The organism is Fibrobacter sp. UWB16 (assembly GCF_900215325.1).
Classification (GTDB): domain Bacteria; phylum Fibrobacterota; class Fibrobacteria; order Fibrobacterales; family Fibrobacteraceae; genus Fibrobacter.
Map to the genome: position 1 here is coordinate 702119 of NZ_OCMS01000001.1, position 23186 is coordinate 725304.

The window sequence follows — 23186 nt, forward strand, 5'->3', positions numbered from 1 at the left end:
TTCTATTTTAGCGTACATGAAAACTCCCGACAGTCGTTTCTATTGCCCGCTCATTAGCGTTGGCACCATTATCTTGGATGAAAATGAAAGCAGCCATGCCGTACGCGTTTGCCGTGCAGCAAATGGCGATACGCTACAGCTCTGCGACGGCCTCGGGCATTATGCCGATGCAACAATCACCAAGGCCGATTCCAAAGCCTGCGAAGTCCGCGTAGATACAGTCGAAGACGCCCCGTTCAAGCGTCCGCGCCTAAATCTTGGCATCTCCTGCCTCAAGGATGACGCCCTCGAAGAGGTCGTTTTCCATGCGGCACAGACCGAAACGGACAGCATCATCTTTTTGCGTACGGACTACTCGCAAGAGCCCAAGAACTCCGACCTGAAAAAGACAGTTCGACGCGCTGAGCTCAAATCGCTCGTGAGCCTCAAGCAATCCAAGAAGCCCTGGATGACGCGCATCGAAGGGCCGATTGAATTCGACAAGTGGCTCAAGGATTATCAGGGAGACTTGATTCTCTGCGATATCGATGGAGAACGCAAGTTGGATTTGAGTGAAGGTTCCGCAGATGGAACGCCCGCCAAGCCGATTACTTTACTTGTAGGCCCGGAAGGTGGATTTTCGCCACGAGAGGTCGAAGCAATAAAGACCTTCCAGAACGGGAAGGTCTACTTGCTGAACTTGGGCAATACACGCTTGCGAGCACGCACTGCCGCGGTTATTGCATTAGGAAAAGTGTTATAATGGATCGCCACGGGGCTTCGCCCCTCGCGATGACGTATTAGCGAAAGAAACTACAGAGTCACCTTCACTTTTTCGCGCATAGCCATGACGGTTGCCTTGGCTTCTTCAACGGTGTCGCGACGAGCAAGGAGAACGCCCATACGGCGGTGGCCCTTGAGTTCCGGCTTTCCGAACAAGCGAAGGCCCGTATCCGGTTCTGCAAGAACTTCTTCGAGGCCGCTGAACTTCACGTGGTCAGAATTGCCATCGACGACGATTGCCTTTGATGCGCTCGGGCCGTGGAAAGCGATGTTCGGGATCGGGAGACCGAGAATAGCGCGTGCGTGCAAAGCAAATTCGGAGAGGTCCTGAGAAATGAGCGTCACCATGCCCGTATCGTGCGGACGCGGAGAGACTTCGCTGAACAAGACCTCGTCCTTGCAAACAAAAAGTTCCACACCAAAGATGCCGCGACCGCCAAGAGCGTCCGTGACTTTCTTTGCAATCACCTTTGCCTGTTCCAAGAGTTCCGGCTTCATCGGCTGCGGCTGCCAAGATTCCTGATAGTCACCGCCCACTTGATGGTGACCAATCGGTTCCAAGAAGCTGGTGCCGCCCACATGGCGCACCGTAAGCAAAGTAATTTCGTAATCGAACGGCACAAAGCCTTCAACAATCACGCGGCTGGCAGCACCAGTGCGACCACCCGTCTGGGAAATGTTCCAGGAATTTTCAATGTCGGCTTCGGTCTTGATGACGCTCTGACCGTGACCGGAAGAACTCATCACCGGCTTCACCACGCACGGGATGCCGATTTCCTTGACCGCAGCCTTGAAATCTTCGTAGTTATCCGCAAAGCGGTACGGGCTCGTCTTGAGTCCGAGCTCTTCGGCAGCCAGGCGGCGGATACCTTCGCGGTTCATCGTGAGCTTCGTGGCCTTGGCGGTCGGGATGACGTTGTAGCCTTCCTTTTCAAGTTCCACGAGAGTGTCCGTTGCAATCGCTTCGACTTCCGGCACGATGTAGTCCGGCTTTTCTTTTTCAATGACAGCACGGAGTTCCTTACCATCGAGCATGTTAATCACGTAGCTACGATGAGCCACCTGCATGCCCGGAGCGTTGGCGTAACGATCCACAGCAATCACTTCGACGCCAAGACGCATCATTTCGATGATGACTTCCTTGCCCAATTCACCAGAACCGCAAAAAAGAACCTTTGTTGCGGTAGAACTAAGAGGTGTACCGATTTCTGCCATAAAAACTCCTTGTTGTGACTACAAATATAAAATTATTAGGCTTCCATTAACGGAGATGCCCTCCCGGAACCCCGGAACTTGTCCGGGGCAAGCTCAGTCCGGGATGACAAGTGGCGGGCATGACAATGAAATTTCGCAGTTAATTACTTTCGGCGTTTTTTATGCAACGGACTGAAAACTGAGAATTCGGAGAAAAATCCTCTATCGAAGCTTCGTTGACATTATTTTGGTGAGTTGTTTGATTTATTAAATGCACGCACATTCCAGAATTACGAGAACTCCAAAAATACGCATCCGTTCCTAAACCACCTTCATGGTACACACCTTCAATAAAAGCTCTCGCTCCCCCAGGAAGCGCCGTAAAGCCATACAAATCAGAACCTTCCCCTATATTCCATATCTTTGAAGACTTGAGAACTTCACCAGCATTATTTTTTGCGTCTGGATTTTGATCTAATTCATTAACAGCGTAAATAAGTCCATCCCAATCCGCTAAGCTAGGCAAACGCCAACCATTAGGGCAAGCATTTTTAGCGGCCGCCAATGAATAGAGTCTCCCATATATTTCACAATTCGATTCTTTATTTTCATAGCAACGACTATTTTCTGTTTCATAATTCAAGTTTTCGGCCATCCATGTTTCGGAATAATCTTTACTCTTAACTTCAATTGTCGTGTACTTGTAAATTTGATAAGTTTTTTCTTCAGTGTCTTTATTTTCAAATTCGGCACAGAACAAATGATCCGCATCCTCTGCTTTGTATTTTTCATCACCGCATTTTTCATAAACCACAACTTTTTTGCCATTTTCGCAAGTCTCTAATTCCACATCATATTCTTCCCCATTACACAGAGGATACGTTTTATTGTTAAAACAGAATTTTGCATGTACGTTATATAATTCGTCACCACAAGATTTCAAAACTTTTACAGGTTCGCCATTAACGCATTCATACGTCGCTGGGTCATATTTTTTGCCATTGCAAAGTGGATACGCTTCCCCCTCTGCCGTGCAGAAACTTTTTTCAGGGTCATAAGGCTTTGTTCCGCATATGGCCTTGTAAAGCTTTGTCGTTGTCGCATCTTTGCCTTCGCCGCACTGGATTTGAACAACACCATCCATGTCGCTCACGATCTTGCAGCTGGCGCCGTCACTACCATTTGTGCCGTTAGTGCCGTTCGTACCGTCTGTGCCTTTTGTACCAGGAGCACCCGGTTTACCATCAACGCCATTGTGAATCGTTACGGATGTTTTACCGCAGGTCACAACAGCATCATCGCTATCTTCGGCTTTAGCAACAGAACAAGAAGTTCCATCCTTACCATTAGAACCATCTTTACCGTCAGCACCATCAGCACCGTTCTTCACACTTCCAATAGACTTGCCATCACAAACAACATCAAATCCTGTACCATCCTTAAAAGCAGTCATGGTGCAAGACTTTCCGTCGGTACCGTCTTTACCATCAGCGCCATCTTTTCCGTTCTTGCCATTTGTACCATTTTTACCATTGGAGCCATCAGTGCCAGTAACAGCAGTCCATCCATCGTCTGTGCAAGCATAGACCTTCACAGAGTCAGACACATAGACAAACTTACCTATAGCAGACTTATCACATTTGCCCAAATCTTTAAACGCCTTAACGGTGTCAGCGCCGCCATATTCAGAGATATTGGTCACTTCATCACCGCACGCCATCAAAAGCAATGCCGTTCCAAAAAACGGAATAAGACAATTTTTCATTTATTTTCTCCTAAAAATATTTAAAATTTCATATCAACAGGATTGAAGTTAAACTTCACGCCCGAACGTATCCAAGCATCCGAGCCATCTTCTTTTTTGTCATGCGAGAGATTGCGATAGACGCGGAAGCCCCCGCCAAAGTAAAATCTGAACCAATCTTGCACTTTCCTTTCGTACAAAGCATCTACGACAAACTGTTTTTCCACAACACCAGAAAGAGCATCTTCAGATTTCAAAGCAACATCATAGTCCGTATAAAGTTCCTTATCGCCCTGACGAAGCCATGCAAGCGTAAGCGTTGCCGAATGAACGCCACCGTTCCAATTCATGTCAAACCAGAGATCCAGAGCATCGCCACCCCTGCGGTATCCAATAGGGTAATCGACAAAGTAGGCATCGGCATAATCGCGGTCGCCCTGTTCGCGATAATTGCTGCGGTAATTACGGCGACCCGTGTATTTTAACAGCGGGAGTCTACTATTGTTTGATGCCGGGTCCGTTTTCACGACATCCAAACGCCAAGAGAATTTGCCGTAGTTGCGAGTTTCAAGTTCATGATAGTAGCCGACCATGTAATTGATAATGGAGCGGTTCGTCCCCATCTTTTTATCTTCGCCGACAGGGCTTGCAATATCTTCCATATTAATTTGGCTGTAGAACTTGGCACCATTGGAAGTCTTGTAACCAAATTCAACAGAAGTCGCCGCCGAAGTGTATCCCGTTGCATAATTATCATGCCAGTACATGAATGGATTGAAAGAGCGGAATTCCAAAGACTTGCCGCCAATCACACTTTGTTCGACCAAATAAATCCAGAACTTTTTCGTCTCGACACCAAACCTGTGGAACACCATATTTTTCACGTTCTCGGTATAAGTGCGATTGCGCTGGTTGCTCACTTGGCGCTCCGTACACTTTTGAGCGTACGCTTCGCTATCCTTACTTTCCGGGCACCCCGTCTCGTGATTCATCACATCGCCAAATAGCCAAGCATTCAACGAGCTCAACATAAAATCGTAACGGAAAATGCCGATACTCAAATTCCAGTGGATTCCATCGTGATAAGGCAATCCACCAAGGAAAATATCGTTCTTGGAAACCTTCAAGTCTTCGGGATTAAAACGGCCAAACTGCACAAAGCCAATAGGATTATACCACTTGGCATAAGCATTTATCGGCACATTGATATCAAGCTCGCTAGGCTTGTAAGTAAAGTTCGTCTTCAGTTCGCTATTGTACCAAGCTTCCAGATCCTTGCGAAGCGGAGCCTCCAGCAAAAAATGGAAGTCCTTGTATCCAGCACGGAAACTGAGAGTAAAGAAAGGATTGATGCGTTCCTCGTAATTGCGAGCCGTTTCAAGAGGAATGCGGAGTCCGCGCCAATTTTTCCCATAATATTCGGCAGTATCCACAGCAAAAACGGGATCCGTCGGGCCACCATTAAAGCCAAAATTGAAATCGGTCCCGATTTGAAAATAGCCAACCTTTTTCGCAGGCTTTTCCGAAACGTTTTCAGCCGAGGCAAACGCCACCACTGCCATCAAACAAACAAACAATAAAGTACGAGATAACATAACATAAATGTATTAAAAAGTCTTTTAAACATGGAGATGCCCGCTCAAGGCGGGCATGACAAATCAGGCATGAAGCGGAGCGGACACACCGTGAGCCATAAGCGGCACGGCGTAAGCGTGCCGTGTTGGCGAGAGCGGAGCGCCGACGGAGCTTTTCTATTAAATCAAAGCGAAGCGGGTACTCTGTGAGCCGGAGGTGACTCGTATTGACGAGTCATCGAAGGCGAGAGCTAGGCGAAGAAGGAACTTGTCCTTTGCACAAGAGCCGAACGGTGCGCATTAGTGAGCCACAAGTGCCTCGTATCAACGAGGCATGGTGGCGAGAGCGAGACGACGATGGATGTTCCATATTACACAAGAGTCGAGCGGACATCAGAAGGACCACCCAGGCAGGGAGACCCGGGTGATCCCTTGTGTTGTGGTGGGTGCGCACTCACGCACCCGTGTGTGTGTGTTCTTTCTCGAGGGCGTGTTCGAAAACCTCGAACATACCTGGTCGAATTTCGTTATTGCAATGTAGGGCTAATCGTTATTCACGATTAGAACAAGTCATTCATACGCATGAAGGCCGGCAAGTCATAATCGACATTGCTTTCCTTGAGTGCGTCTTCAGAACCCTTCTGGTTACGCATGAAAGCCGGAGTGCCATAGTCCACAGCGCTGACCTGTTCGGTCTGAGCCGGGCGGGATTCCTGCTTGATGGTATTTGCGTAGTTGCCGTTAGAAAGCGGATCTGCATCGGCAGCACCCGGCATTTCTTCGGTTTCACGAGCAGTCTTAACAGCAGCAACAGCCTCTTCAGCATAGCCAGCCTTAGCGTCAAAGCTCGGAGAAGCGAAAGAAGAAGCCGGAGCAAACATAGCGGCAGCGGTATTCACCGGGGCAGCCTGGCGAGCGGTTGCGCTTGCGTAAGTGCTCTGCGGAGCCGTGTAAGACGGAGTTGCCGGAGCCGTAGCCGGGACAACGCGCTGCGTGACAGCCGGAGTTGCAACCGTCGGAGCGGCGCTCATAGAAGCGGTCGGCATGGCGGCAGTGTTACGGCCAGCAAGGGCAAGGAAGTTCGTGGTCGGACGCGGAGTAGCAGCCTGCACCGGAGCAGCAGAGGCCTGATACTGAGCCTGAGCCGGATTCATCTGATAAGCAGCGGTACCGATACCAGCATAGTTCACTGCAGCAGCATTGTTCGTGCCACCGCAACCCGTTGCAATGATGGTGATGCAAACCTTGTCGCCAAGTTCCGGAAGAGTGATATCACCGACGATGATGTTCGGGTTGCCTTCTTCGCCCACAGCGTCGTAAATGTGTTCCATAGCTTCGTTGTGTTCGAGCAAAGAGTAATTTTCGCCATGAGAAACGTTGATGAGCACGCCAGAAGCACCCTGGATGTCGATATCTTCGAGAAGCGGAGAAGAGAGAGCTGCATCGGCAGCGGCAACACCGCGGCCTTCGCCTTCTGCAGTACCCGTACCCATAAGAGCAGAACCACCCTTGAGCATAACCTTGCGGATATCAGCAAAGTCAACGTGTACGAGACCATGACGGAACATGATGCTGCAGATGCTCTGCACTGCATTACCGAGGATTTCGTCAGCCATCTTGAAGGCTTCATCGACAGTTGCGTTCTTGTTCGTATTCTGGATGAGGTTCAAGAGCTTCTTGTTTTCGATAACGATGATCGTATCAGCGGCTTCGCGGAGAGCGCGAACACCATTCTGAGCCAAGGAATTACGGACGTTACCTTCAAAGCGGAACGGCTTTGTGACAACGGCAACCGTAAGGATTCCGAGTTCACGTGCAACAGTAGCAACGATCGGAGCAGCACCCGTACCGGTACCACCGCCCATACCAGCGGTAACGAACACGAGGTCCGCACCCATCATAGCCTTCTTCAAGTCATCGATATTTTCTTCGACAGCCTTACGACCCATTTCCGGATCCATGCCAGCGCCGAGATTTCTCGTGCTCTTTTCACCGATAAGAATCTTGTGATCGGCAAGGCTCTGGTCAAGTGCCATAGCATCAGTATTGATGGCGTAGTATTCTACACCTTCAATATTCATCTGCTTCATGCGGTTCACAGTGTTACCGCCAGCACCGCCGACGCCAAACACCTTGACCTTAGCGTTTCTGGAAGGGGTGTCATCACCCGTGATACGAGACATTGCCTCGAAGTTGATGTTTTCAAAGTCACTCATAGTTTATCTCCCTGATTTGAGTGGTTTAACGATTAAAAGTAAGTTCTAAAGATGTCGCGAATGCGCTGCATACCCTTCTTGACGGTAACGAGCAATTGGGTATCTGTGTCACGCTGTTTTCTTTCGCGATGTTTCTTGTTCGCGTAGTACAAGAGGCCAATGCCCGTTGCATAAGACGGATTCTGGAAAGCTTCCTGGATGCCACTCATGCCCCTCGGCTTGCCGATATGGACAGGCTTCTTGAATACTTTAGCTGCAATTTCTTCAATGCCGGCAAGATTGCAGCAGCCACCCGTAAGAACGATACCGCCATCAATGACCGTATCAAGGTGGTGCTTTTCCAAATCCTTTGCCAAGAGCTTGAAGATTTCCGCAACACGAGCTGTAATAATCTGCGCTAAAAGCTTACGAGAACAAAGAACTTCTCCGCGGTCTCCCACACCAGGGACCGGGAAGGTTTCATCTTCAATCAAATTGTTGAGCGAGCAGGTGCCATACTTTTTCTTGAGTTCTTCGGCCTTCGTGAGAGAGACCGGAACCTTGAGGCACTTGCTAATGTCACTAGTAATAATATTGCCTGCAATGTCGAGCGAAGCCGTGTAACGTACGGAATCCTTGACAAAAACGGCCACGTCAGCAGAACCGGCGCCAATATCGATCAGAGCCACACCGAGTTCGCGTTCGTCTTCGGACAAGACGGCAGAGGCGGCGGCAAGCGGTTCAAGCACAAAGCCTGCCACATTGAGGCCTGCGCGGTTCACACATTTTGCGATATCCTGGAGAGCGTTCGGGCGTGAGGTAACCACCTGAACTTCAACTCCCAAGCGACGGCCAGAATAGCCTTTCGGATTGCGGATGCCCGTTCTATCGTCCAGCGTATATTCACCCGGGAAAATATGGATAATTTCGCCAGCCTTATCCGGAAGCGTGCTTGCCAGTCTCTGGACGTTGATAATATCTTCATCACGGACTTCGTTTGTCGGGAGCGATACAAGTCCCTTATAGCTGTAAGACGACACATGCTTACCCGCAATGCCTACGTAGACATCGCGCACATCGACACCTGCCGACGATTCCAGCATATGGACGGCCTTCTGCAACGTTTCCACGACGGAATCGTATTCATCGGAAGATTCCAACGGGAAATCGCCACATTCCACAACTCGGACAGATTCGCCTTCCGAGATGCCGACGAATAAATTCACTTTCGAAGCGCCAATATCAAGCCCGAAAATGTAGTCTTCTTTCTTGACCGATTGCTTATTGTCATCCATTGGTACACCTCTTATCAATGTTTTTTATATACGCAAATCCATGAAATCTCATATCTACCTCGCTAGCGCAAAGAAGATCTTTTCTAAAGCCCTTTCCGATAGCATCGTACAAAGTAAACAATTCCTTATTCCAGTTCGATTCCGGAAACATCACGCGGAATCCGGCATCCTTGAAAAAAACTTCAAACCCAGAATCTTCTTCGGACCAGCCCACTTGCGATACGCGATCGTAAAGCGGCTTATCTTCCTTACGCATGGCGAACAAGAACTGGGCCACCTGTTTCACCTTCCCTACGGATTCATTTTCAAGAATCGGCAGGTGCAAAGCAGTCATCATCGACATCGGGAGCGAAAGGCCTCTTTCGGAATAAACCGTACCCTTGCCATTTTCAAGAACAGACAAGATAGGCGATGCTTCCTGAAGCTTGATGTAAAGCGACGAAGGGAACTTACTTTCGACTTCTGCAGAATGGATGAGCGGGATCTGCAAGAGAGACTTCTTGACAGAGTCTGCATCCAGTTCCGACATGAGCATTCCAGTTTCCACCTGAGCGCCCTGCACCACGTCTTCCCACGAAAGCATGCGATTGCCTTCGATTTCGATGTACTGCAGATGCCTGAGTTCAAGCGGGTTGATCTGGTGTAGATAGAAACGACTCTGCCACAGTGCGACGGTAGCCAAGACAAGGAGCAAAGTCAAAACCCAGCCCTTGCGCTTGAACCAACGGACAGCGTTAGCAATGCGCATCCGTCTCATACGGGCACGCTTACGCTTGCGCTTGCGTTCGTTGTATCCGATCCGTCGACCGAACATGTTCGTATCATCTAAAGTCAAACGCTCTTCTCCAAAATCGTCTGGCCAAGTTTCCAAATGTTACCGGCACCCATCAGAACAATCACATCGTTCGGCTTAAGCAAATCCTTGCAGACCGGGATCAGGTTGTTCACATCACCGATAAAGCGGGCATCGCGGTGACCACGGTCAGCAGCGCTGTTCGCTACCATTGCACCGGTCACGCCTTCAATCGGCTTTTCGCGGGACGGATAGATATCGGTCACCAAAAGCACATCGCAGTTCGAGAATGCGCTACCAAAAGCTTCGTGCTGATCGCGGGTACGCGTAAACAAGTGCGGCTGGAAAGCGACAATGATGCGCTTGTCCGGGAATGCTTCGCGGAAACCGAGCAAAGTTGCAGTGGCTTCAGTCGGGTGGTGAGCATAGTCATCAAAGACCATGACTCCGTTCTTTTCGCCGATGAATTCAAAGCGGCGCTTCACACCTTCGAATGCAGCCACGGCCTTGCGGGCAACTTCAATCGAAATGCCTTCTTCGACAGCAAGAGCAACAGCAGCCGTTGCGTTCAAAACGTTGTGGCGGCCCGGAATCTGGAGTTTGAACTCACCGAGGCTTTGGCCATCGTTGAGGATTTCAAACTGCGGATAGCCCTTCACGAACTTGAGATTTTCAATGCGATACTTTGCCTGGCGAGTAAAGCCGTACGTAATCACCGGCTTCTTGAGGTGCGACAAAATCTGCTGCACGTTCGGATCGTCGAGGCATACAATCACCTGACCGTAGAACGGAATCTTGTTTGCAAACTGAGTGAACGCATCCTTGATGGCATCGATGTTCTCGTATGTATCGAGATGGTCGGCATCGATGTTCGTGATGATTGCCGAAGACGGCATCATCGAAAGGAAGCTGCGGTCAAATTCGTCACTTTCGGCAATGAGGTAGTCGCCGTGGCCAACCTTAGCGCCACTGCACTTGCCCTTCACAATGCCGCCCACGATAATCGTCGGGTCAAGGCCAGCTTCTTCCCAGATGGCGCCAACGATAGACGTCGTCGTGGTCTTGCCATGCGTACCGGCAATAGAGAGCGTGTACTTGAGGCGCATCAGTTCACCGAGCATTTCGGCGCGGCGAATCACCGGGATACGGCGGTTGCGAGCTTCGACAAGTTCCGGATTGTCAAATGGAATGGCAGAGGAATAAACGACCAAGTCCGCATCTACGACATTTTTTGCTTCGTGCTTCGGGTCAATGCGAATGCCAAGGCCTTTCAAGTAATCAATGACAGCACCTTCGCCCATATCGGAACCCGTCACCACAAAGCCGTTTTCATGGAGCACTTCGGCAATACCGGACATACCGGCGCCACCGATGCCCACAAAATGAAGGCGACGAACACGTTTACAATCATTAATCTGCATTACGTTCTCTCCATATCCAGGATAATTTTTGCAATCTGGTCAGCGGCATCGGGCATGCCAAGCGATTTAGCGGCTTCGCCCATCTTCTCCAGGCGTTCAGAATCGTACAGGAGAGCTTCCACCTTGTTCCAAAGATCATTCGGTTCATCATCAAGTTCCACAAGAGCAGCGCCAGCCTTTTCGACCACACGTGCATTGTGTTCCTGATGGTTTGCAGTCGCATGTGGGTACGGGAGCAAAATAGACGGCTTGCCAAAAGCAAGGATTTCTGCAAGTCCCGATGCACCAGCGCGGCTGATAATCAAATCGGCATGCTTCATGTAAGCATAGATGTTGTCCAAGAATCCACGGACAGCGACGTTCGGCAAAATGCCAAGGCGTTCGTTAATGCTATCGACATTTTTGGCGCCCACCTGCCAAACCACGCTAATATCTTCGTGGGCAGCAATGCGGCCAATGCTTTCTTCAATCTTGTTGTTGATGCCAGCAGCGCCCTGCGAACCACCAACGATAAACACAGCCTTGCGGCCTTCGCGGAATTCCACCGGACGGGCCAAGGAATCAGCAGAAGGCAAATCACGAATCGGGTTGCCAAGAATGCGGGTCTTTTCAATCGGGAAACCCTTCATGGCCTCTTCGGAAGTCACAAAGACAGTCTTTGCATAACGGGCACCAACCTTATTTGCGATACCGGCAACAGCATTCTGTTCCTGCAAATAAACCGGAATACCCATGGAACCTGCAGCAAGCACGATCGGGAGCGAAACATAGCCACCCGTTGCAATCACCACATCCGGATTCACTTTTTTAACAACACTCTTAGCGCGAATCAAGGACTTCGTCAAGTTGAACGGCAAAGCCAAATTCTTGAGGAACGGTCCACGGTGCAGCGGAACCGCAGAAATATATTCGTACGGCCAGTTCTTTGCCACAAGGCGTTCTTCCATAGAATCCTTACGGCCCGCAAAAGTAATCTGAGTGACACCCATCTTCTTCAAACTCTCGGCAATAGCCACTGCCGGGAAAATGTGGCCACCCGTGCCACCGCAAACAAAGAGGAACTTTTTCATATAGAACTCCTTCTTGTCCTAAAATTCATAAACCGACTTGTGTCAAACGAAAGCGTGCTGCTCATATAGGGTTCGCGAATGCTCTTACCGCTTGTCGAGCGGGAAATATTCAACAAAATCCCAATAAATGCAGCCGAGAACATCAGGTTCGTTCCGCCAAAGCTAAGGAACGGAAGCGGCTGACCCGTCGTCGGAATAAGACCAACACACACGCAAACGTGAATGACAAAATTCAAGAAAAGCGAAGTCGTAAGAGCCACAGCCATGTACCTGCCAAAGCGAGTCGTCGAAGACCTTGCAATGTTGTAGCCCTGCGAGAAAAGGATTGCAAAAGCGAGCAACACGGCAAATGTACCGACAAAGCCAAATTCCTCGCCAATCACAGAATAAACCACATCCTTATGGGCTTCGGGCAAGTATCCGAGTTTCTGTTCGCCCATGCCGATACCCGTTCCAAAGAACCCGCCATTGCCAAGCGCTTCAAGAGCGTGGCGTCCCTGCCACTGAGAAGCCGTCATCGTACCGTCTGCAGAGAAGTGCGCCAAAATACGGCTACGGGAATGCGGCTTCAAGAGAAGCGCAATAAGACCCAGCGGCATACTCACGAGAACACTCAAACCGACATACTTGTAGTTTGCACCAGCAATCATGAGCATCACGAGCAAAAGCACGCAGAACATGATGAGCATCGAGAAGTTCGGCTGGCAAACAAGCAAGATAGCAGAAATTGCCAAAGGAACCGCCGGCTGGACAATCGTGCACTTGATAGACTTGATTTCGTCACCCGCGTTCGAAAGCTTCGAGCAGACCCAAGTGATAAAGCCAAACTTCATAATTTCAGAAGGCTGAATACCCCAGATCCAGCGAGAAGCACCCTTCACCTCGCCACCCGAAACGATAGCGGCCAAAGTGAGAATGGCGCCAAAGCCAAAGATAACGCGGGCAAGCACCTTCCAAAGCGCATAGTCAATCTTGTAGAACACGCCAAGAATCACAACCGCCCCCAAGACCTTAAAGAGATGGGCCTTGAGGTAGTATTCTGCGGGCAAGTTACGAGAAGATGCCACCGGTGCCGAGGCAGAATAGATAACAGCGATGCCAAAGCACATTAATATTAATGTGACAATCAGCAAAAGCTTGTTCATTCCTATGGCTTGAGAGTTGGACATCTTAACTTGTAAAACCTTACCTTAAAATCTGATTACCGGTACCATGCTGAGGAGTGCATCGACCACCTGTTCCATGTGCATTCCGCGGCTGCCCTTCACCAAGACCACGTCACCTTCGGCAACCGTTTGACTCAAGTGATTCACAGCTTCATCGACGGAATCAAAATGGAACACATTCTTCATGCCGCGAGACTTAGCGCCTTCCACGTACTTCTTAGCTTCCTTACCGACAGCAAGGAGCAAATCAAAATTCATTTCGGGCACCATAGCGCCAATCTGCTTGTGCAAATTGCCACTTTCCTTGCCAAGTTCAAGCATGTCGCCAAGCACAGCAATACGTAAGCCTGCAACTTTCATGTTGCCAAGCGTCTGGAGCGCCATCTTCGTCGAAGACGGGTTGGCGTTGTAGCAGTCCGAAATCACCTTGAAGCCGTTGGCAACCTTAATTTCCATGCGCATGCTCGTGGAGGTAAAACCAGCCAAAGCCTTTGCAATGTCACCCTTCGGGATGCGGAGAGCTTCGCCCACGGCAATAGCGGCGAGAGCGTCATAAAGGTTATGGTCACCCGGAACGTTCAACACAAAGTGCGTACGGCCGATGTAGAAATCAGCGCAGAGGTTTTCGGTCCACTTGAGCTTTTCGGGCTTCACGACACCACGGCGCACACCGAACGTCACGACCTTGTAATTCTTGGTCGCCTTCACCTTGCAGAGGCGTTCGTCATCGGCATTCACAATCAATGTGCCACCTTTCTTGAGGCCTGCTACAATGTTGATCTTTTCATTGAACACGCCGTCCAAATCGCCAAGGCGTTCGAGGTGGCTTGCGCCAATGTTCGTAATCACGGCAATATCCGGTTCCGTAGCCAAGGAAAGCGGGCGGATTTCGTCCGGACCACTCGTACCCATTTCGACAACGGCAGCTTCGTGGCTATGCTTCAACTGGAACAGTGTCATCGGGACACCGATATGGTTGTTGAAGTTACCCTTTGTTGCATGGGTATTGAACTTCATCGAAAGCACAGCCTTCGTCATTTCCTTTGTAGTGGTCTTGCCATTACTACCTGTAATAGCGACCTTCTTCAACTTGAAAAGTCTTTGATAGCCCTTGGCCAGTTTCAAGAGAGCCTTCGTCGTATCTTCGACCGGAGCGTACATCTTGAAATTCGGATCGATAGCAGTTTGGTTAACAACGCTCATCAGAGCTCCATCCTTTTCCATTTGAGATACAAACTGGTGGGCGTCAAAGCGAGCACCCTTAATCGGCCAAAAGACAACGCCCTTGGCACTTTCACGAGAATCCATGCAGAGATTCACCTTGCGTTTCAAGGTGCGAGCAGGGACACCGACCGCTTCGGTTTCCAGAATCTTGAGCATTTCTGCAATAGTCAAATCAAGCTTCAGCATCAGTCATCGCCTTCACCGCGATTTCGCGATCGTCAAAATGATGTTTGGTCTTACCAATGATTTGGTAATCTTCGTGGCCCTTGCCCGCAATCACAAGCCAGTCGCCGCTCTTGAGTTCTGCACAAGCGCGAATAATGGCTTCTTCGCGGTTTTCGACCACTTCAAACTTGTCCGTCGTCATGCCGGCGCGAACGTCAGCGATGATGTCTGCAGGCTTTTCGGTACGCGGATTGTCCGACGTAAGCCAAGCCTTGTCCGCAATGCGTTCGGCAATGCCACCCATGATCGGGCGCTTCGTCTTGTCACGGTCACCACCGCAGCCAAACACGGTCGAAAGCTTGCCGCGGCAGAGGCTACGAGCCACATTCAGCACGCGTTCAAGAGCATCCGGCGTGTGGGCGTAGTCCACAATCACATGCTTGCCGTCCTTGCTCCAGACTTTTTCAAAGCGACCCGGAACGCGTACGGTCGCAATAGCCTTGCGCATGGCATTTTCAGGCACGCAGAGAGCGTGGGCCCATGCAAGCACCAGTAGCAAGTTGTCCACGTTAAAGTCGCCACAGAGCGGAGTTTCAAACTTTTCCGTTGCAATCATCGGGAGCGAAAATTCGAGACCGTCTTCGGTGCTCTTGATTTCGCCAAACGGCTTCACGTCAGCCTTTGCCTTGCCAAGTCTCGAAACAGCCACCTTGCGGCAATCGAGAGCGTTAAAGAGCTTTTCGCCGTGAGCATCGTCGATGTTGATGACAGCCACGCCATTATCTGCAAGGTACTTCGTAAAGAGCAATTTCTTGGCCTCGAAGTAGGCATCCATCGTCTTGTGGTAATCGAGATGGTCCTGCGTCAAGTTGCTGAAAAGTCCACTTCTGAACTTGATGCCAGCCACACGGCCCTGATGGAGCGAATGAGAAGAAGCTTCCATCACGAGGTCCGTGCAACCCGCTTCAACAGCGCGAGATGCAAATTCATAAAGGTCCAAAAGACCCGGAGTCGTAAGCGATGCCGGCACGGACTTGTCGCCAATCTTATTCTTGATGGTACCAAGCAAAGCCGTCTTGCGGCCTTCCGCTTCGAGCATGGCGTTCATGAGGAACGCACTCGTCGTCTTGCCGTTCGTGCCTGTAATGGCATGGCAAGTGAGTTTGCTGAACGGATCCTTGTAGAAAATTTTTGCCGCTTCGAGACGGGCAGCCTTCACATCGGGCACCTGGATCCACTTGGACGTCAGTCCTTCGGGAGCCATAGTCTCACCGACAACAGCAACGGCACCAGCCGCGATAGCGCTACGGGCAAAGGCTTCATAGCCTTCCGCCGGAATGGAGAAGAACAAATTCCCCGGTTTCACACGGCGGGAATCATCACAAAGCCCCGTCACGGACAACTTTTCCATAAGTCCTTCCGAAATCATCAGCTTTTCTCCTTTAAGGTCAGCTTGCAAATCATGCCCCTCTGCAAGGCTTCTTCGGCCTTGGGTTCCTGGGCTACAACGCGTCCCTTTCCTGTATATTCAACATTCATGCGGATGTTCCCCATCACTTCGAGAGCATCCTTTAACGAAAGTCCCTGCAAGTTCGGCATTTTGCTAGCCACAGCATCGCCGAGCAAAAGCGTCTTGCCATTCACAAGGCCTGCATCCACACGTTCCGAAATCACGCGGAGCCCCTTGCCTTCAAAGTGAACCACGCAGCTGTGCTTTCTTGCATAATCTTTAACGGCAGAAACCATCATTCCGCCAAAATCCTTGTCGCACGGAGAACCGAGCTTTACCTGCTTCAAGTTATGGGCAAGCGGCGAGAGCGCCGGATGGTAATAAATCCCTTCCATGATGCGGCGGAAAATCGGGCCAGCCGTAAGACCACCGACGTGCTTACCCTGCGGGTCATCCACAAGTACGAGGCACACATAGCGCGTATCTTCGGACGGAGCAAGCCCAATAAACGAAGCCACCTGGGAATTACGGTCATAAGAACGGGTCAAGTGATTGTACTTTTCAGCCGTACCCGTCTTGCCACCAAACAAGACATCGGGCAACTTCTGCGATGCAACACGCTTTGCCGTACCGCTATTCACCACGCGGTTAAGCATCTTGCGGATTGTTGCAGCAGTCTTTTCAGAAACAACTCTGCGGAGTTCCACCGGCTTGTTCTTTTCAACGACATCGCCATTGGAATTGCGCCATTCCTTCACAATCTGCGGACGCATAAGCTTACCACCATTAGCAATAGCAGCATAAGCCATGACCATCTGGATCGGAGTCACAGAAACGGCGTGGCCAAAGCCCATCGTCTTTAACGTTCTATCATCACGAGTGAGTTCCGTCGGCGTCAAGAGTCTTCCGCTTTCTTCACCTTCGTAGTTGTCAAACGCTCTCGTACCAATGCCAAAGGCGCGTGCCATCTTGAATAGGCGATCAGCACCCACTTCAGAGGCAATCTTTGCAAAGACGATGTTCGAAGACTGCACCATCGCTTCGCTCATGTCCATATCGCCATACACGTGGGTATCGCAAATTTTTTCGGACCTCGGATTCCATCTCCAGCAACGGCCTTCGTTTACAAAAATCTTGTTCGGGCTGACGGCGTTATTTTCAAGAGCCGCAGCAGCCGTAATGACCTTGAACGTAGAACCCGGTTCGTACGACATCGAAATAATTTCGTTCTTCGACATGCGACCGACACCCTGATTCTTGGAATTCGGGTCAAAAGTCGGGTAGCTAGCCATCGCAAGGATTTCACCCGTGTACGGGTCCACGACAACAGCACTTGCGCTCGTCGCCATAAATTCAGCAACGCCATCCTTCAAAGCCTTTTCGACAATTTCTTGCATGTTGCGGTCAATCGTCAGCACAAGATTCAAGCCAGACTTCGCTTCGACCACATTTTTCGAACGGTAATAGACTTCACGGCGATGAACATCCTGGACACTCACGCGAATGCCTTCGTCACCGCGGAGGCTATCGTCGAAAATCTTTTCCATGCCCATGCTGCCCGAACCATTATAGCCCACCTTGCCTACAATCTGAGAGGCCAAGGAGCCCTGCAAGAAGAGACGGCTATAACCCAGGTTATCACTCGTATCGCGCATGCTTTCTGCAAATACGACACCATTGCGGTCCATGATCGTCCCGCGTTCGGCATACAAGTTCTTCGTATGCGTCACCATCGACTTCGTATTGACCTGATAAACACTACGGTTCAAAACCTGGATGTCAAAAGTCTGCCAAACGAGCACACCAATCGTGCAAAGGACAAGGCTCTTCAAAATAAACAGAGGATCTGCGCCGTACTTATTCATGCGACTCCCCCGTTATCATGATTTTTACCGGAACGCCATTCAATCCAAGGCCAGAACGTTCCGCGAACTTTGCAAGATGGTTCATAGACGTAAGCTTGTTGATTTCGTAATCCCTCAAAAGGATTTCACGATTGAGCAAGTTCGCCTTTTCCCTTAATCCATAGAAAGTGCCGTAAAGACGGTTGATGCGGTTCTGCATATATACAGGAACCATGCACACCATCGAACCAACAAGCACAAGGAGAAGCACAACACCCATCACGCCATGCTTCCCGGATTTTACGGATTCATTCTGCACGTTATCAGTCATACTCTTTCATACACCCTGAGTTTTGCAGAACGAGCCCGGCTGTTCCTGTTGATTTCGTCAGCCGAGGGCAAGATCGGCTTGCGGTTCACTTTTTTCAAACGCTGGTGGTTACCACCGCACATGCACACCGGCAAGTTTTCCGGGCAAATGCATGCCTTTTCAAATTCTGCTGCCGTTTCCTTAACACAGCGGTCTTCCACAGAATGGTAGCTCATCACGACCAAACGTCCGCCCACCTTGAGGCAATCGACTGCTGCGCGGAGGCTATCTTCAATCTGCTTGAGTTCGCCATTCACTTCCATGCGGATAGCCTGGAACACACGAGCCAAAAGGCTATTGGCGTCACGGCGCTTGTCCGGGAACACGGCTTCGACAACGGCCTTGATATCGCTCGGGAGCACATCGCGGCCCTGAGTGGCAATTTCTCCCACTTTTTCCTTGATGCGGGTGGCGAGTTTGAACGCACGATCCATATCGGCATTCTTGCGGAGCGCAGCGGCGAAATCATCTTCGCTCACCGTGCGGAGCCATTCCTGAGCAGAAACATTTTCGCGACGGTCCATACGCAAATCGAGCGGATTGTCGCCAACAAACGTGAAACCACGGCTAGAGTCATCCACCTGATGGCTGCTGATGCCGAGATCGTAAAGGATACCGTCAATAGTATTCGGTTCAATTTCGTTTCCGAGTTCAGCAAACGGAACCGGATGGACAATAAACTTGGGGAGAACGCCTGCAAGGCGCTTCGTTGCAAACTGAACGGCTTCGTCATCACGGTCAAACGCATGGAGCGTTCCCGCTTCGTTCAGCTTTTGAGCAATAGCATAAGAATGGCCGCCACCGCCAAGGGTGCAGTCCACATACACTCCGTCAGCCTTAATATTCAGACCTTCAAGGCATTCTTGGAGCATTACCGGATCGTGATAGAATTCTCTCCCTTGAACTCCAGCGACCGCGGCTTCGGAAATTTCATTTACATGTACTGACTTGCGGAGATCGTTATCTGCCATTATCCCCCTCCGTCAAGCCTTCACCATAGAACGCGGCATCGAAAGCGTCGATAGCTTCATTTGTCTGTAAGCCATACTTTTCGTTGTAACGTTCAGGATTCCATAATTCGAGAGTTTTACCGCTGGCCTGGACGTAAAGAACTTCGTCTTTAAGACCGGCATACTCCAGCAATATTTTGGGGAGTAAAATGCGATTCTGGCCATCCATCTCCACGACTGTGGGGCAGAGGCCTCTCCGAACTAAATCGGCTTGACGGCGGTCGGACCGGCTGTCCAAGTCCGCCATGAATTTCTCAAACTCGGGTAGGACGAACAACCGGAGGGTGCGGTCCGGGCCACGGGTGACCACGAACTCATTCCCTTCGGACGCCGAAAGCTGACGACGGAATTCCCTAGGGAAGGAGGTCCTTCCCTTTCCATCGATCGCCGTTTGGGCTTGTCCTATGAAAGAAGTGAAATTCATATTTGACACATTTTACCACAACACTTATCACACACCACAAATATACCCACTTTCTACCACTATGGCAACAGAAAACCGGGGTCGAGCTTAAAAAAAGCATACTTTTACCGTTTGTTAAAGAAATTTTTACACAAAAATCCAGTTTCAGACGCCATCGAGAGTAATATTTACGTAAGATTTTCGTTATAAAACATTTTCGTCACCCTGAGGAGCATAGCGACGGTCAGGTTTATCAAAAGCACCTTCGTCACCCTGAGGAGCGTAGCGACGAAGGGTCCAGTCAAGTCTCGTTAAAGTAACTGGATCCTGCTCCTTCGAACCTAATTCAACTAAGGGGCTAAAGTCCCAAGTTTCATATATCCGCTTACAGCGTCAGGATGACGAAATGAAAAACATCAAAACGACGGAAAGCATTCTATCTTTACCACATGCTTCTTCGAGTTCCTGATTTTTACGATTCGTTCCATTGCATCGCCGACAAATGCACCGATACCTGCTGTGTCGGCTGGGAAATCGACATCGACGAAACTAGCGCCAAGCGCTACAAAACCGTCCAGGGAGAATTCGGCGAAAAGCTCCGCCAAAACATCGAAGACGATCATTTCAAATTGCTCCCCGGCGACCGCTGCCCATTCTTACGGCAAGACGGGCTCTGCGACATGATTTGCAACCTCGGCGAAGAGAGCCTTTGCGACATCTGTCGTGAACACCCGAGATTCGTCGAAGTCTACGGCGACATCATGGAAAAAGGAATCGGGCTCTGCTGCGAAGAAGGCGTACGCCTCCTGCTTGAGAGCAAAGGTACAGCCACCTCGCCCATCGCATTTATCGAGCGAGAAATCGACGACGCCCCCGATGAAATCCCCGACGACGCACTCGAAGCCCGCGATGTCATTTTCGAAGAACGTAATCATTTGTTCAAAATTCTAGCAGACCACAGCAAACCGCTGAACGTCCGACTCATCGAGTTATTGGATTACACCATCGAGACAAGTGGTTTAGAACTGTCCGAACCCGGCGATTCCGAAGTTCGCACAAACTATAAAATTTCGAACAACATCCACCACTCGTGGATCGACGTCCTTGGCAAAGGCGAAAGCTACGGCCCCGCCTGGGATTCGGCGTACAAGAAGATCAAAGAAATCGGCTGGTCAGCACCAGCAAATTCAGAAGTCGCTCCAAATTCGGGCAGCTCAATCTTCACAGACAGCGACGGTGAAAAAATCATCGCCTACCTGCTATTCCGCTACTACGAAAAAAGCTTATTCGACGGCAACAGCCTCACCAAAGTGGAGTTTGCCATTTATTTCTGGATCATGTTGCAAAAATTCGGAAAAATCCTCGCTGGCAATTCGGCCCCGCAAACCGCCCCAATTGATGCCATCAAGTTGCTCAGCAAGCAAACCGAATATTCCGAAGAAATCATGGAGATTTTAGAGCAAGAATTCATGGAAAATCCAGCGTTTTTGCCCGCCATTTTCAAAAGAATTCTAGCGGAATAACGCCGTCGAGCGAGAATCGCTAATTTTTACATTATTTTTGCCTTTTTTTGACGAAAATCACAATTCATCCCCTTATTTTTTGGTATTTTACAACTGTTTAAAATAGAATCCCTGGGATCAACCAAAAATCTTTAGGAGTATGAGCATGTTTAGACGAATTCTCAGTTTGATTGTACTTGCAGCAGCAATGGGTTTTGCACAGTTTGCACCTGAACCACAGGTTGCCGACATCAAGTTAATGATGGATCCCAAGACTGAACAACCCATGAAAATGGACTTTTCAACGCACCTTTCGGGCATCAGCGATCCGGGCATTTTGTTCGCGCATTTCAGCAACCGACCGCTGCTCATCTATTATTTCAGCCCCAAGTGCCCGCACTGCCAAAAGCACTTCCCCGAGATCCAGAACCTCATCAAGGAATATGAATCCAAGGGACTCACAGGCATTGCCATCGGCTTGAACGGCGGCATCAAGAAGAACGACATCCGTCTGTTCATCGACCAGTACCACGCTGTTATTCCGGTATTCCAGGACACGGATAGTAAGTTTGGGCCGGCTTATGGCACGGGTTACATCCCGGTGGTCTACCTCGTGCAGAAGGACGGCACGTTCTACCGCTACGAAACACTCAACGAAGCGAACATGAACCATTTGCGCGCTACGCTGAACAAGATTTTGAAGAAGTAATAAAAACGGCCGTCGAACCTGGCGCCCCTGGGCGCCAGACGGTATGAAAAAAGCCCCACAAGGGGGCTTTTTTCATACCGTCGGCGGGAGTCGAACCCACGACCCGTTGCTTAGAAGGCAACTGCTCTATCCAACTGAGCTACGACGGCGTTTGTGAGCACACAATATAGTAAATAATTTGATTTTTCGTCAATTCTCGCACAGTCCGTCCCACAATCTCTCTAAAAAATTACGTAATCCCCATTGCCATTATCGGGAATTTTATCTACATTTATGCATGAATTTAAATATTTGCATAAATCAAAAGCGCGATATACAATCGCACGGAGATACAATGAAGATTATCGACATCCTGAAGCAAGACAAGATGAGCCTCTCCTTCGAGGTGTTCCCGCCTAAAAAAGAAACGAGTTTTGAAAACGTTAAAGCAGCTACCGAAGCAATTGCAAAGCTTAACCCCGCATTTATGAGCGTCACATACGGCGCAGGCGGCGGCGTGAGCCAGTACACGCTCGAAATTGCGAAGAATCTCAAGTACAATTTCAACATTCCGATGCTCGCCCACCTCACCTGCATTTCGAGCACCAAGGAAACCATCCACCAGCGCATCGAAGACATGAAGGCCGCCGGCATCAAGAACGTGATGGCCCTCCGTGGCGACCTCACGCCGGAACTCATTGCAAATGGCCGTGGCGACTGCGACTACCACCACGCCGTCGAGCTTATCCGCGAACTCAAAGCCGCTGATGCCGATTTTTGCATTGGCGCCGCCTGCTACCCGGAAAAACACCCGGAAAGTCCAAACCAAGCCGAAGATATCAAGCACCTCAAGGAAAAGGTCGATGCAGGCGCCGACTTCCTCACGACGCAGATGGTCTTCGACAACAACCTTTTCTTCAGCTTCCTTTACAAGCTCCGCGATGCAGGCGTGAACTGCCCGGTGCTCCCCGGCATTATGCCCATCACGAACGCAAACCAGGTCGAACGCGCCATTAAGCTTTCGGGTTCGTTCATGCCGCAGCGTTTCAAGTCGCTCGTGGACAAGTTCGGTAGCGATCCGGAAGCCATGAAGCAGGCTGGCATCATCTACGCCACCGACCAGATCATCGACCTCTACGCGAACGGCATCACGAACGTCCACGTTTATTCCATGAACAAGCCGGACGTCGCCGAAGGTATCCTCAAGAACGTCTCTGCCATCCTCGGCAAGAACTTTGCAGGGTAATTAACGCGTCGTCATTATGACGCCATTCTCAACGGCGTCATGTTGAGAGGCAAAGCCTCGAAACATCCAG

The 23186-nt window shown here is 50.0% G+C and carries 19 protein-coding genes and 1 tRNA gene; 4 read left to right on the top strand and 16 right to left on the bottom strand.

Features of this window, described 5'->3' with window-relative positions; translation table 11 throughout:
• Nucleotides 1-16 precede the first annotated feature (16 nt).
• Complete coding sequence (locus CRN95_RS02950; RefSeq protein WP_097020051.1) at nucleotides 17-742, top strand: 16S rRNA (uracil(1498)-N(3))-methyltransferase; 726 nt, start codon at nucleotides 17-19, stop codon at nucleotides 740-742.
• A 50-nt stretch (nucleotides 743-792) separates the two neighbouring features.
• Here CRN95_RS02950 and purT read toward each other — a convergent pair whose 3' ends face one another.
• From purT to CRN95_RS03025, 15 genes are all read right to left on the bottom strand, one after another.
• A complete protein-coding gene (purT, locus tag CRN95_RS02955) occupies nucleotides 793-1977 on the bottom strand; it encodes a formate-dependent phosphoribosylglycinamide formyltransferase (protein WP_088629888.1) in 1185 nt (394 codons plus the stop codon).
• A 139-nt stretch (nucleotides 1978-2116) separates the two neighbouring features.
• Complete coding sequence (locus tag CRN95_RS02960; RefSeq protein ID WP_097020052.1) at nucleotides 2117-3721, bottom strand: FISUMP domain-containing protein; 1605 nt, start codon at nucleotides 3719-3721, stop codon at nucleotides 2117-2119.
• A gap of 20 nt (nucleotides 3722-3741) precedes the next feature.
• Nucleotides 3742-5295, bottom strand: coding sequence for a hypothetical protein (locus CRN95_RS02965; protein ID WP_235002837.1), 1554 nt, complete (start codon nucleotides 5293-5295; stop codon nucleotides 3742-3744).
• 539 nt (nucleotides 5296-5834) lie between these two features.
• Nucleotides 5835-7490, bottom strand: a complete 1656-nt coding sequence (gene ftsZ / locus CRN95_RS02970) for a cell division protein FtsZ (RefSeq protein ID WP_088629886.1) — start codon at nucleotides 7488-7490, stop codon at nucleotides 5835-5837.
• 32 nt (nucleotides 7491-7522) lie between these two features.
• Nucleotides 7523-8764, bottom strand: coding sequence for a cell division protein FtsA (ftsA, locus tag CRN95_RS02975; RefSeq protein ID WP_088629885.1), 1242 nt, complete (start codon nucleotides 8762-8764; stop codon nucleotides 7523-7525).
• Entirely contained in the window at nucleotides 8757-9578 is an 822-nt protein-coding gene (locus tag CRN95_RS02980) for a cell division protein FtsQ/DivIB (RefSeq protein WP_088629990.1), read from the bottom strand. Before CRN95_RS02980 ends, ftsA begins: the two co-directional genes overlap by 8 nt.
• A 17-nt stretch (nucleotides 9579-9595) precedes the next feature.
• Nucleotides 9596-10978, bottom strand: a complete 1383-nt coding sequence (murC, locus tag CRN95_RS02985) for a UDP-N-acetylmuramate--L-alanine ligase (RefSeq protein ID WP_088629884.1) — start codon at nucleotides 10976-10978, stop codon at nucleotides 9596-9598.
• Nucleotides 10978-12048 carry an undecaprenyldiphospho-muramoylpentapeptide beta-N-acetylglucosaminyltransferase gene (murG, locus tag CRN95_RS02990; RefSeq protein WP_088629883.1) on the bottom strand — a complete coding sequence of 357 codons (1071 nt, stop codon included), beginning with the start codon at nucleotides 12046-12048 and terminating at the stop codon, nucleotides 10978-10980. The genes murC and murG overlap by 1 nt, the downstream gene beginning before the upstream one ends.
• Nucleotides 12045-13217 carry a putative peptidoglycan glycosyltransferase FtsW gene (locus tag CRN95_RS02995; protein WP_097020053.1) on the bottom strand — a complete coding sequence of 391 codons (1173 nt, stop codon included), beginning with the start codon at nucleotides 13215-13217 and terminating at the stop codon, nucleotides 12045-12047. The genes murG and CRN95_RS02995 overlap by 4 nt, the downstream gene beginning before the upstream one ends.
• Nucleotides 13218-13238: 21 nt before the next feature.
• Complete coding sequence (gene murF, locus CRN95_RS03000) at nucleotides 13239-14624, bottom strand: UDP-N-acetylmuramoyl-tripeptide--D-alanyl-D-alanine ligase (protein ID WP_097020054.1); 1386 nt, start codon at nucleotides 14622-14624, stop codon at nucleotides 13239-13241.
• Nucleotides 14611-16014, bottom strand: a complete 1404-nt coding sequence (locus tag CRN95_RS03005; protein ID WP_235002838.1) for a UDP-N-acetylmuramoyl-L-alanyl-D-glutamate--2,6-diaminopimelate ligase — start codon at nucleotides 16012-16014, stop codon at nucleotides 14611-14613. Before CRN95_RS03005 ends, murF begins: the two co-directional genes overlap by 14 nt.
• Nucleotides 16015-16031: 17 nt before the next feature.
• Nucleotides 16032-17918 carry a penicillin-binding protein gene (locus CRN95_RS03010; RefSeq protein WP_097020056.1) on the bottom strand — a complete coding sequence of 629 codons (1887 nt, stop codon included), beginning with the start codon at nucleotides 17916-17918 and terminating at the stop codon, nucleotides 16032-16034.
• On the bottom strand, nucleotides 17911-18228 hold the full coding sequence (locus tag CRN95_RS03015; protein WP_088629878.1) for a hypothetical protein: 318 nt from the start codon (nucleotides 18226-18228) through the stop codon (nucleotides 17911-17913). Before CRN95_RS03015 ends, CRN95_RS03010 begins: the two co-directional genes overlap by 8 nt.
• A complete protein-coding gene (gene rsmH, locus CRN95_RS03020; protein ID WP_097020057.1) occupies nucleotides 18225-19238 on the bottom strand; it encodes a 16S rRNA (cytosine(1402)-N(4))-methyltransferase RsmH in 1014 nt (337 codons plus the stop codon). The genes CRN95_RS03015 and rsmH overlap by 4 nt, the downstream gene beginning before the upstream one ends.
• Nucleotides 19228-19701 (bottom strand): division/cell wall cluster transcriptional repressor MraZ, encoded by a 474-nt coding sequence (locus CRN95_RS03025; RefSeq protein WP_088629876.1) that lies wholly within the window; start codon nucleotides 19699-19701, stop codon nucleotides 19228-19230. The genes rsmH and CRN95_RS03025 overlap by 11 nt, the downstream gene beginning before the upstream one ends.
• 428 nt (nucleotides 19702-20129) lie before the next feature.
• Between CRN95_RS03025 and fliB the strand changes: the two genes are divergently transcribed.
• Nucleotides 20130-21203 carry a flagellin lysine-N-methylase gene (gene fliB, locus CRN95_RS03030; RefSeq protein WP_088629875.1) on the top strand — a complete coding sequence of 358 codons (1074 nt, stop codon included), beginning with the start codon at nucleotides 20130-20132 and terminating at the stop codon, nucleotides 21201-21203.
• Between the two features lie 145 nt (nucleotides 21204-21348).
• On the top strand, nucleotides 21349-21891 hold the full coding sequence (locus CRN95_RS03035; RefSeq protein WP_088629874.1) for a TlpA disulfide reductase family protein: 543 nt from the start codon (nucleotides 21349-21351) through the stop codon (nucleotides 21889-21891).
• Between the two features lie 75 nt (nucleotides 21892-21966).
• Here CRN95_RS03035 and CRN95_RS03040 read toward each other — a convergent pair.
• Nucleotides 21967-22040: transfer RNA gene (locus CRN95_RS03040), tRNA-Arg, on the bottom strand.
• Nucleotides 22041-22225: 185 nt separating this feature from the next.
• Between CRN95_RS03040 and metF the strand changes: the two genes are divergently transcribed.
• The gene (gene metF / locus CRN95_RS03045) at nucleotides 22226-23116 is read left to right on the top strand and encodes a methylenetetrahydrofolate reductase [NAD(P)H] (protein WP_088629873.1); all 891 of its coding nucleotides are present in this window, start codon (nucleotides 22226-22228) and stop codon (nucleotides 23114-23116) included.
• The last annotated feature ends 70 nt before the right edge of the window (nucleotides 23117-23186 follow it).

Excerpts from the sequence above, each read along its gene's own strand:
- CRN95_RS02950 (WP_097020051.1), top strand. The coding sequence starts at position 17 with ATGAAAACTCCCGACAGTCGTTTCTATTGCCCGCTCATTAGCGTTGGC.
- purT (WP_088629888.1), bottom strand. The coding sequence starts at position 1,977 with ATGGCAGAAATCGGTACACCTCTTAGTTCTACCGCAACAAAGGTTCTT.
- CRN95_RS02960 (WP_097020052.1), bottom strand. The coding sequence starts at position 3,721 with ATGAAAAATTGTCTTATTCCGTTTTTTGGAACGGCATTGCTTTTGATG.
- CRN95_RS02965 (WP_235002837.1), bottom strand. The coding sequence starts at position 5,295 with ATGTTATCTCGTACTTTATTGTTTGTTTGTTTGATGGCAGTGGTGGCG.
- ftsZ (WP_088629886.1), bottom strand. The coding sequence starts at position 7,490 with ATGAGTGACTTTGAAAACATCAACTTCGAGGCAATGTCTCGTATCACG.
- ftsA (WP_088629885.1), bottom strand. The coding sequence starts at position 8,764 with ATGGATGACAATAAGCAATCGGTCAAGAAAGAAGACTACATTTTCGGG.
- CRN95_RS02980 (WP_088629990.1), bottom strand. The coding sequence starts at position 9,578 with ATGTTCGGTCGACGGATCGGATACAACGAACGCAAGCGCAAGCGTAAG.
- murC (WP_088629884.1), bottom strand. The coding sequence starts at position 10,978 with ATGCAGATTAATGATTGTAAACGTGTTCGTCGCCTTCATTTTGTGGGC.
- murG (WP_088629883.1), bottom strand. The coding sequence starts at position 12,048 with ATGAAAAAGTTCCTCTTTGTTTGCGGTGGCACGGGTGGCCACATTTTC.
- CRN95_RS02995 (WP_097020053.1), bottom strand. The coding sequence starts at position 13,217 with ATGTCCAACTCTCAAGCCATAGGAATGAACAAGCTTTTGCTGATTGTC.
- murF (WP_097020054.1), bottom strand. The coding sequence starts at position 14,624 with ATGCTGAAGCTTGATTTGACTATTGCAGAAATGCTCAAGATTCTGGAA.
- CRN95_RS03005 (WP_235002838.1), bottom strand. The coding sequence starts at position 16,014 with ATGGAAAAGTTGTCCGTGACGGGGCTTTGTGATGATTCCCGCCGTGTG.
- CRN95_RS03010 (WP_097020056.1), bottom strand. The coding sequence starts at position 17,918 with ATGAATAAGTACGGCGCAGATCCTCTGTTTATTTTGAAGAGCCTTGTC.
- CRN95_RS03015 (WP_088629878.1), bottom strand. The coding sequence starts at position 18,228 with ATGACTGATAACGTGCAGAATGAATCCGTAAAATCCGGGAAGCATGGC.
- rsmH (WP_097020057.1), bottom strand. The coding sequence starts at position 19,238 with ATGGCAGATAACGATCTCCGCAAGTCAGTACATGTAAATGAAATTTCC.
- CRN95_RS03025 (WP_088629876.1), bottom strand. The coding sequence starts at position 19,701 with ATGAATTTCACTTCTTTCATAGGACAAGCCCAAACGGCGATCGATGGA.
- fliB (WP_088629875.1), top strand. The coding sequence starts at position 20,130 with ATGCTTCTTCGAGTTCCTGATTTTTACGATTCGTTCCATTGCATCGCC.
- CRN95_RS03035 (WP_088629874.1), top strand. The coding sequence starts at position 21,349 with ATGTTTAGACGAATTCTCAGTTTGATTGTACTTGCAGCAGCAATGGGT.
- metF (WP_088629873.1), top strand. The coding sequence starts at position 22,226 with ATGAAGATTATCGACATCCTGAAGCAAGACAAGATGAGCCTCTCCTTC.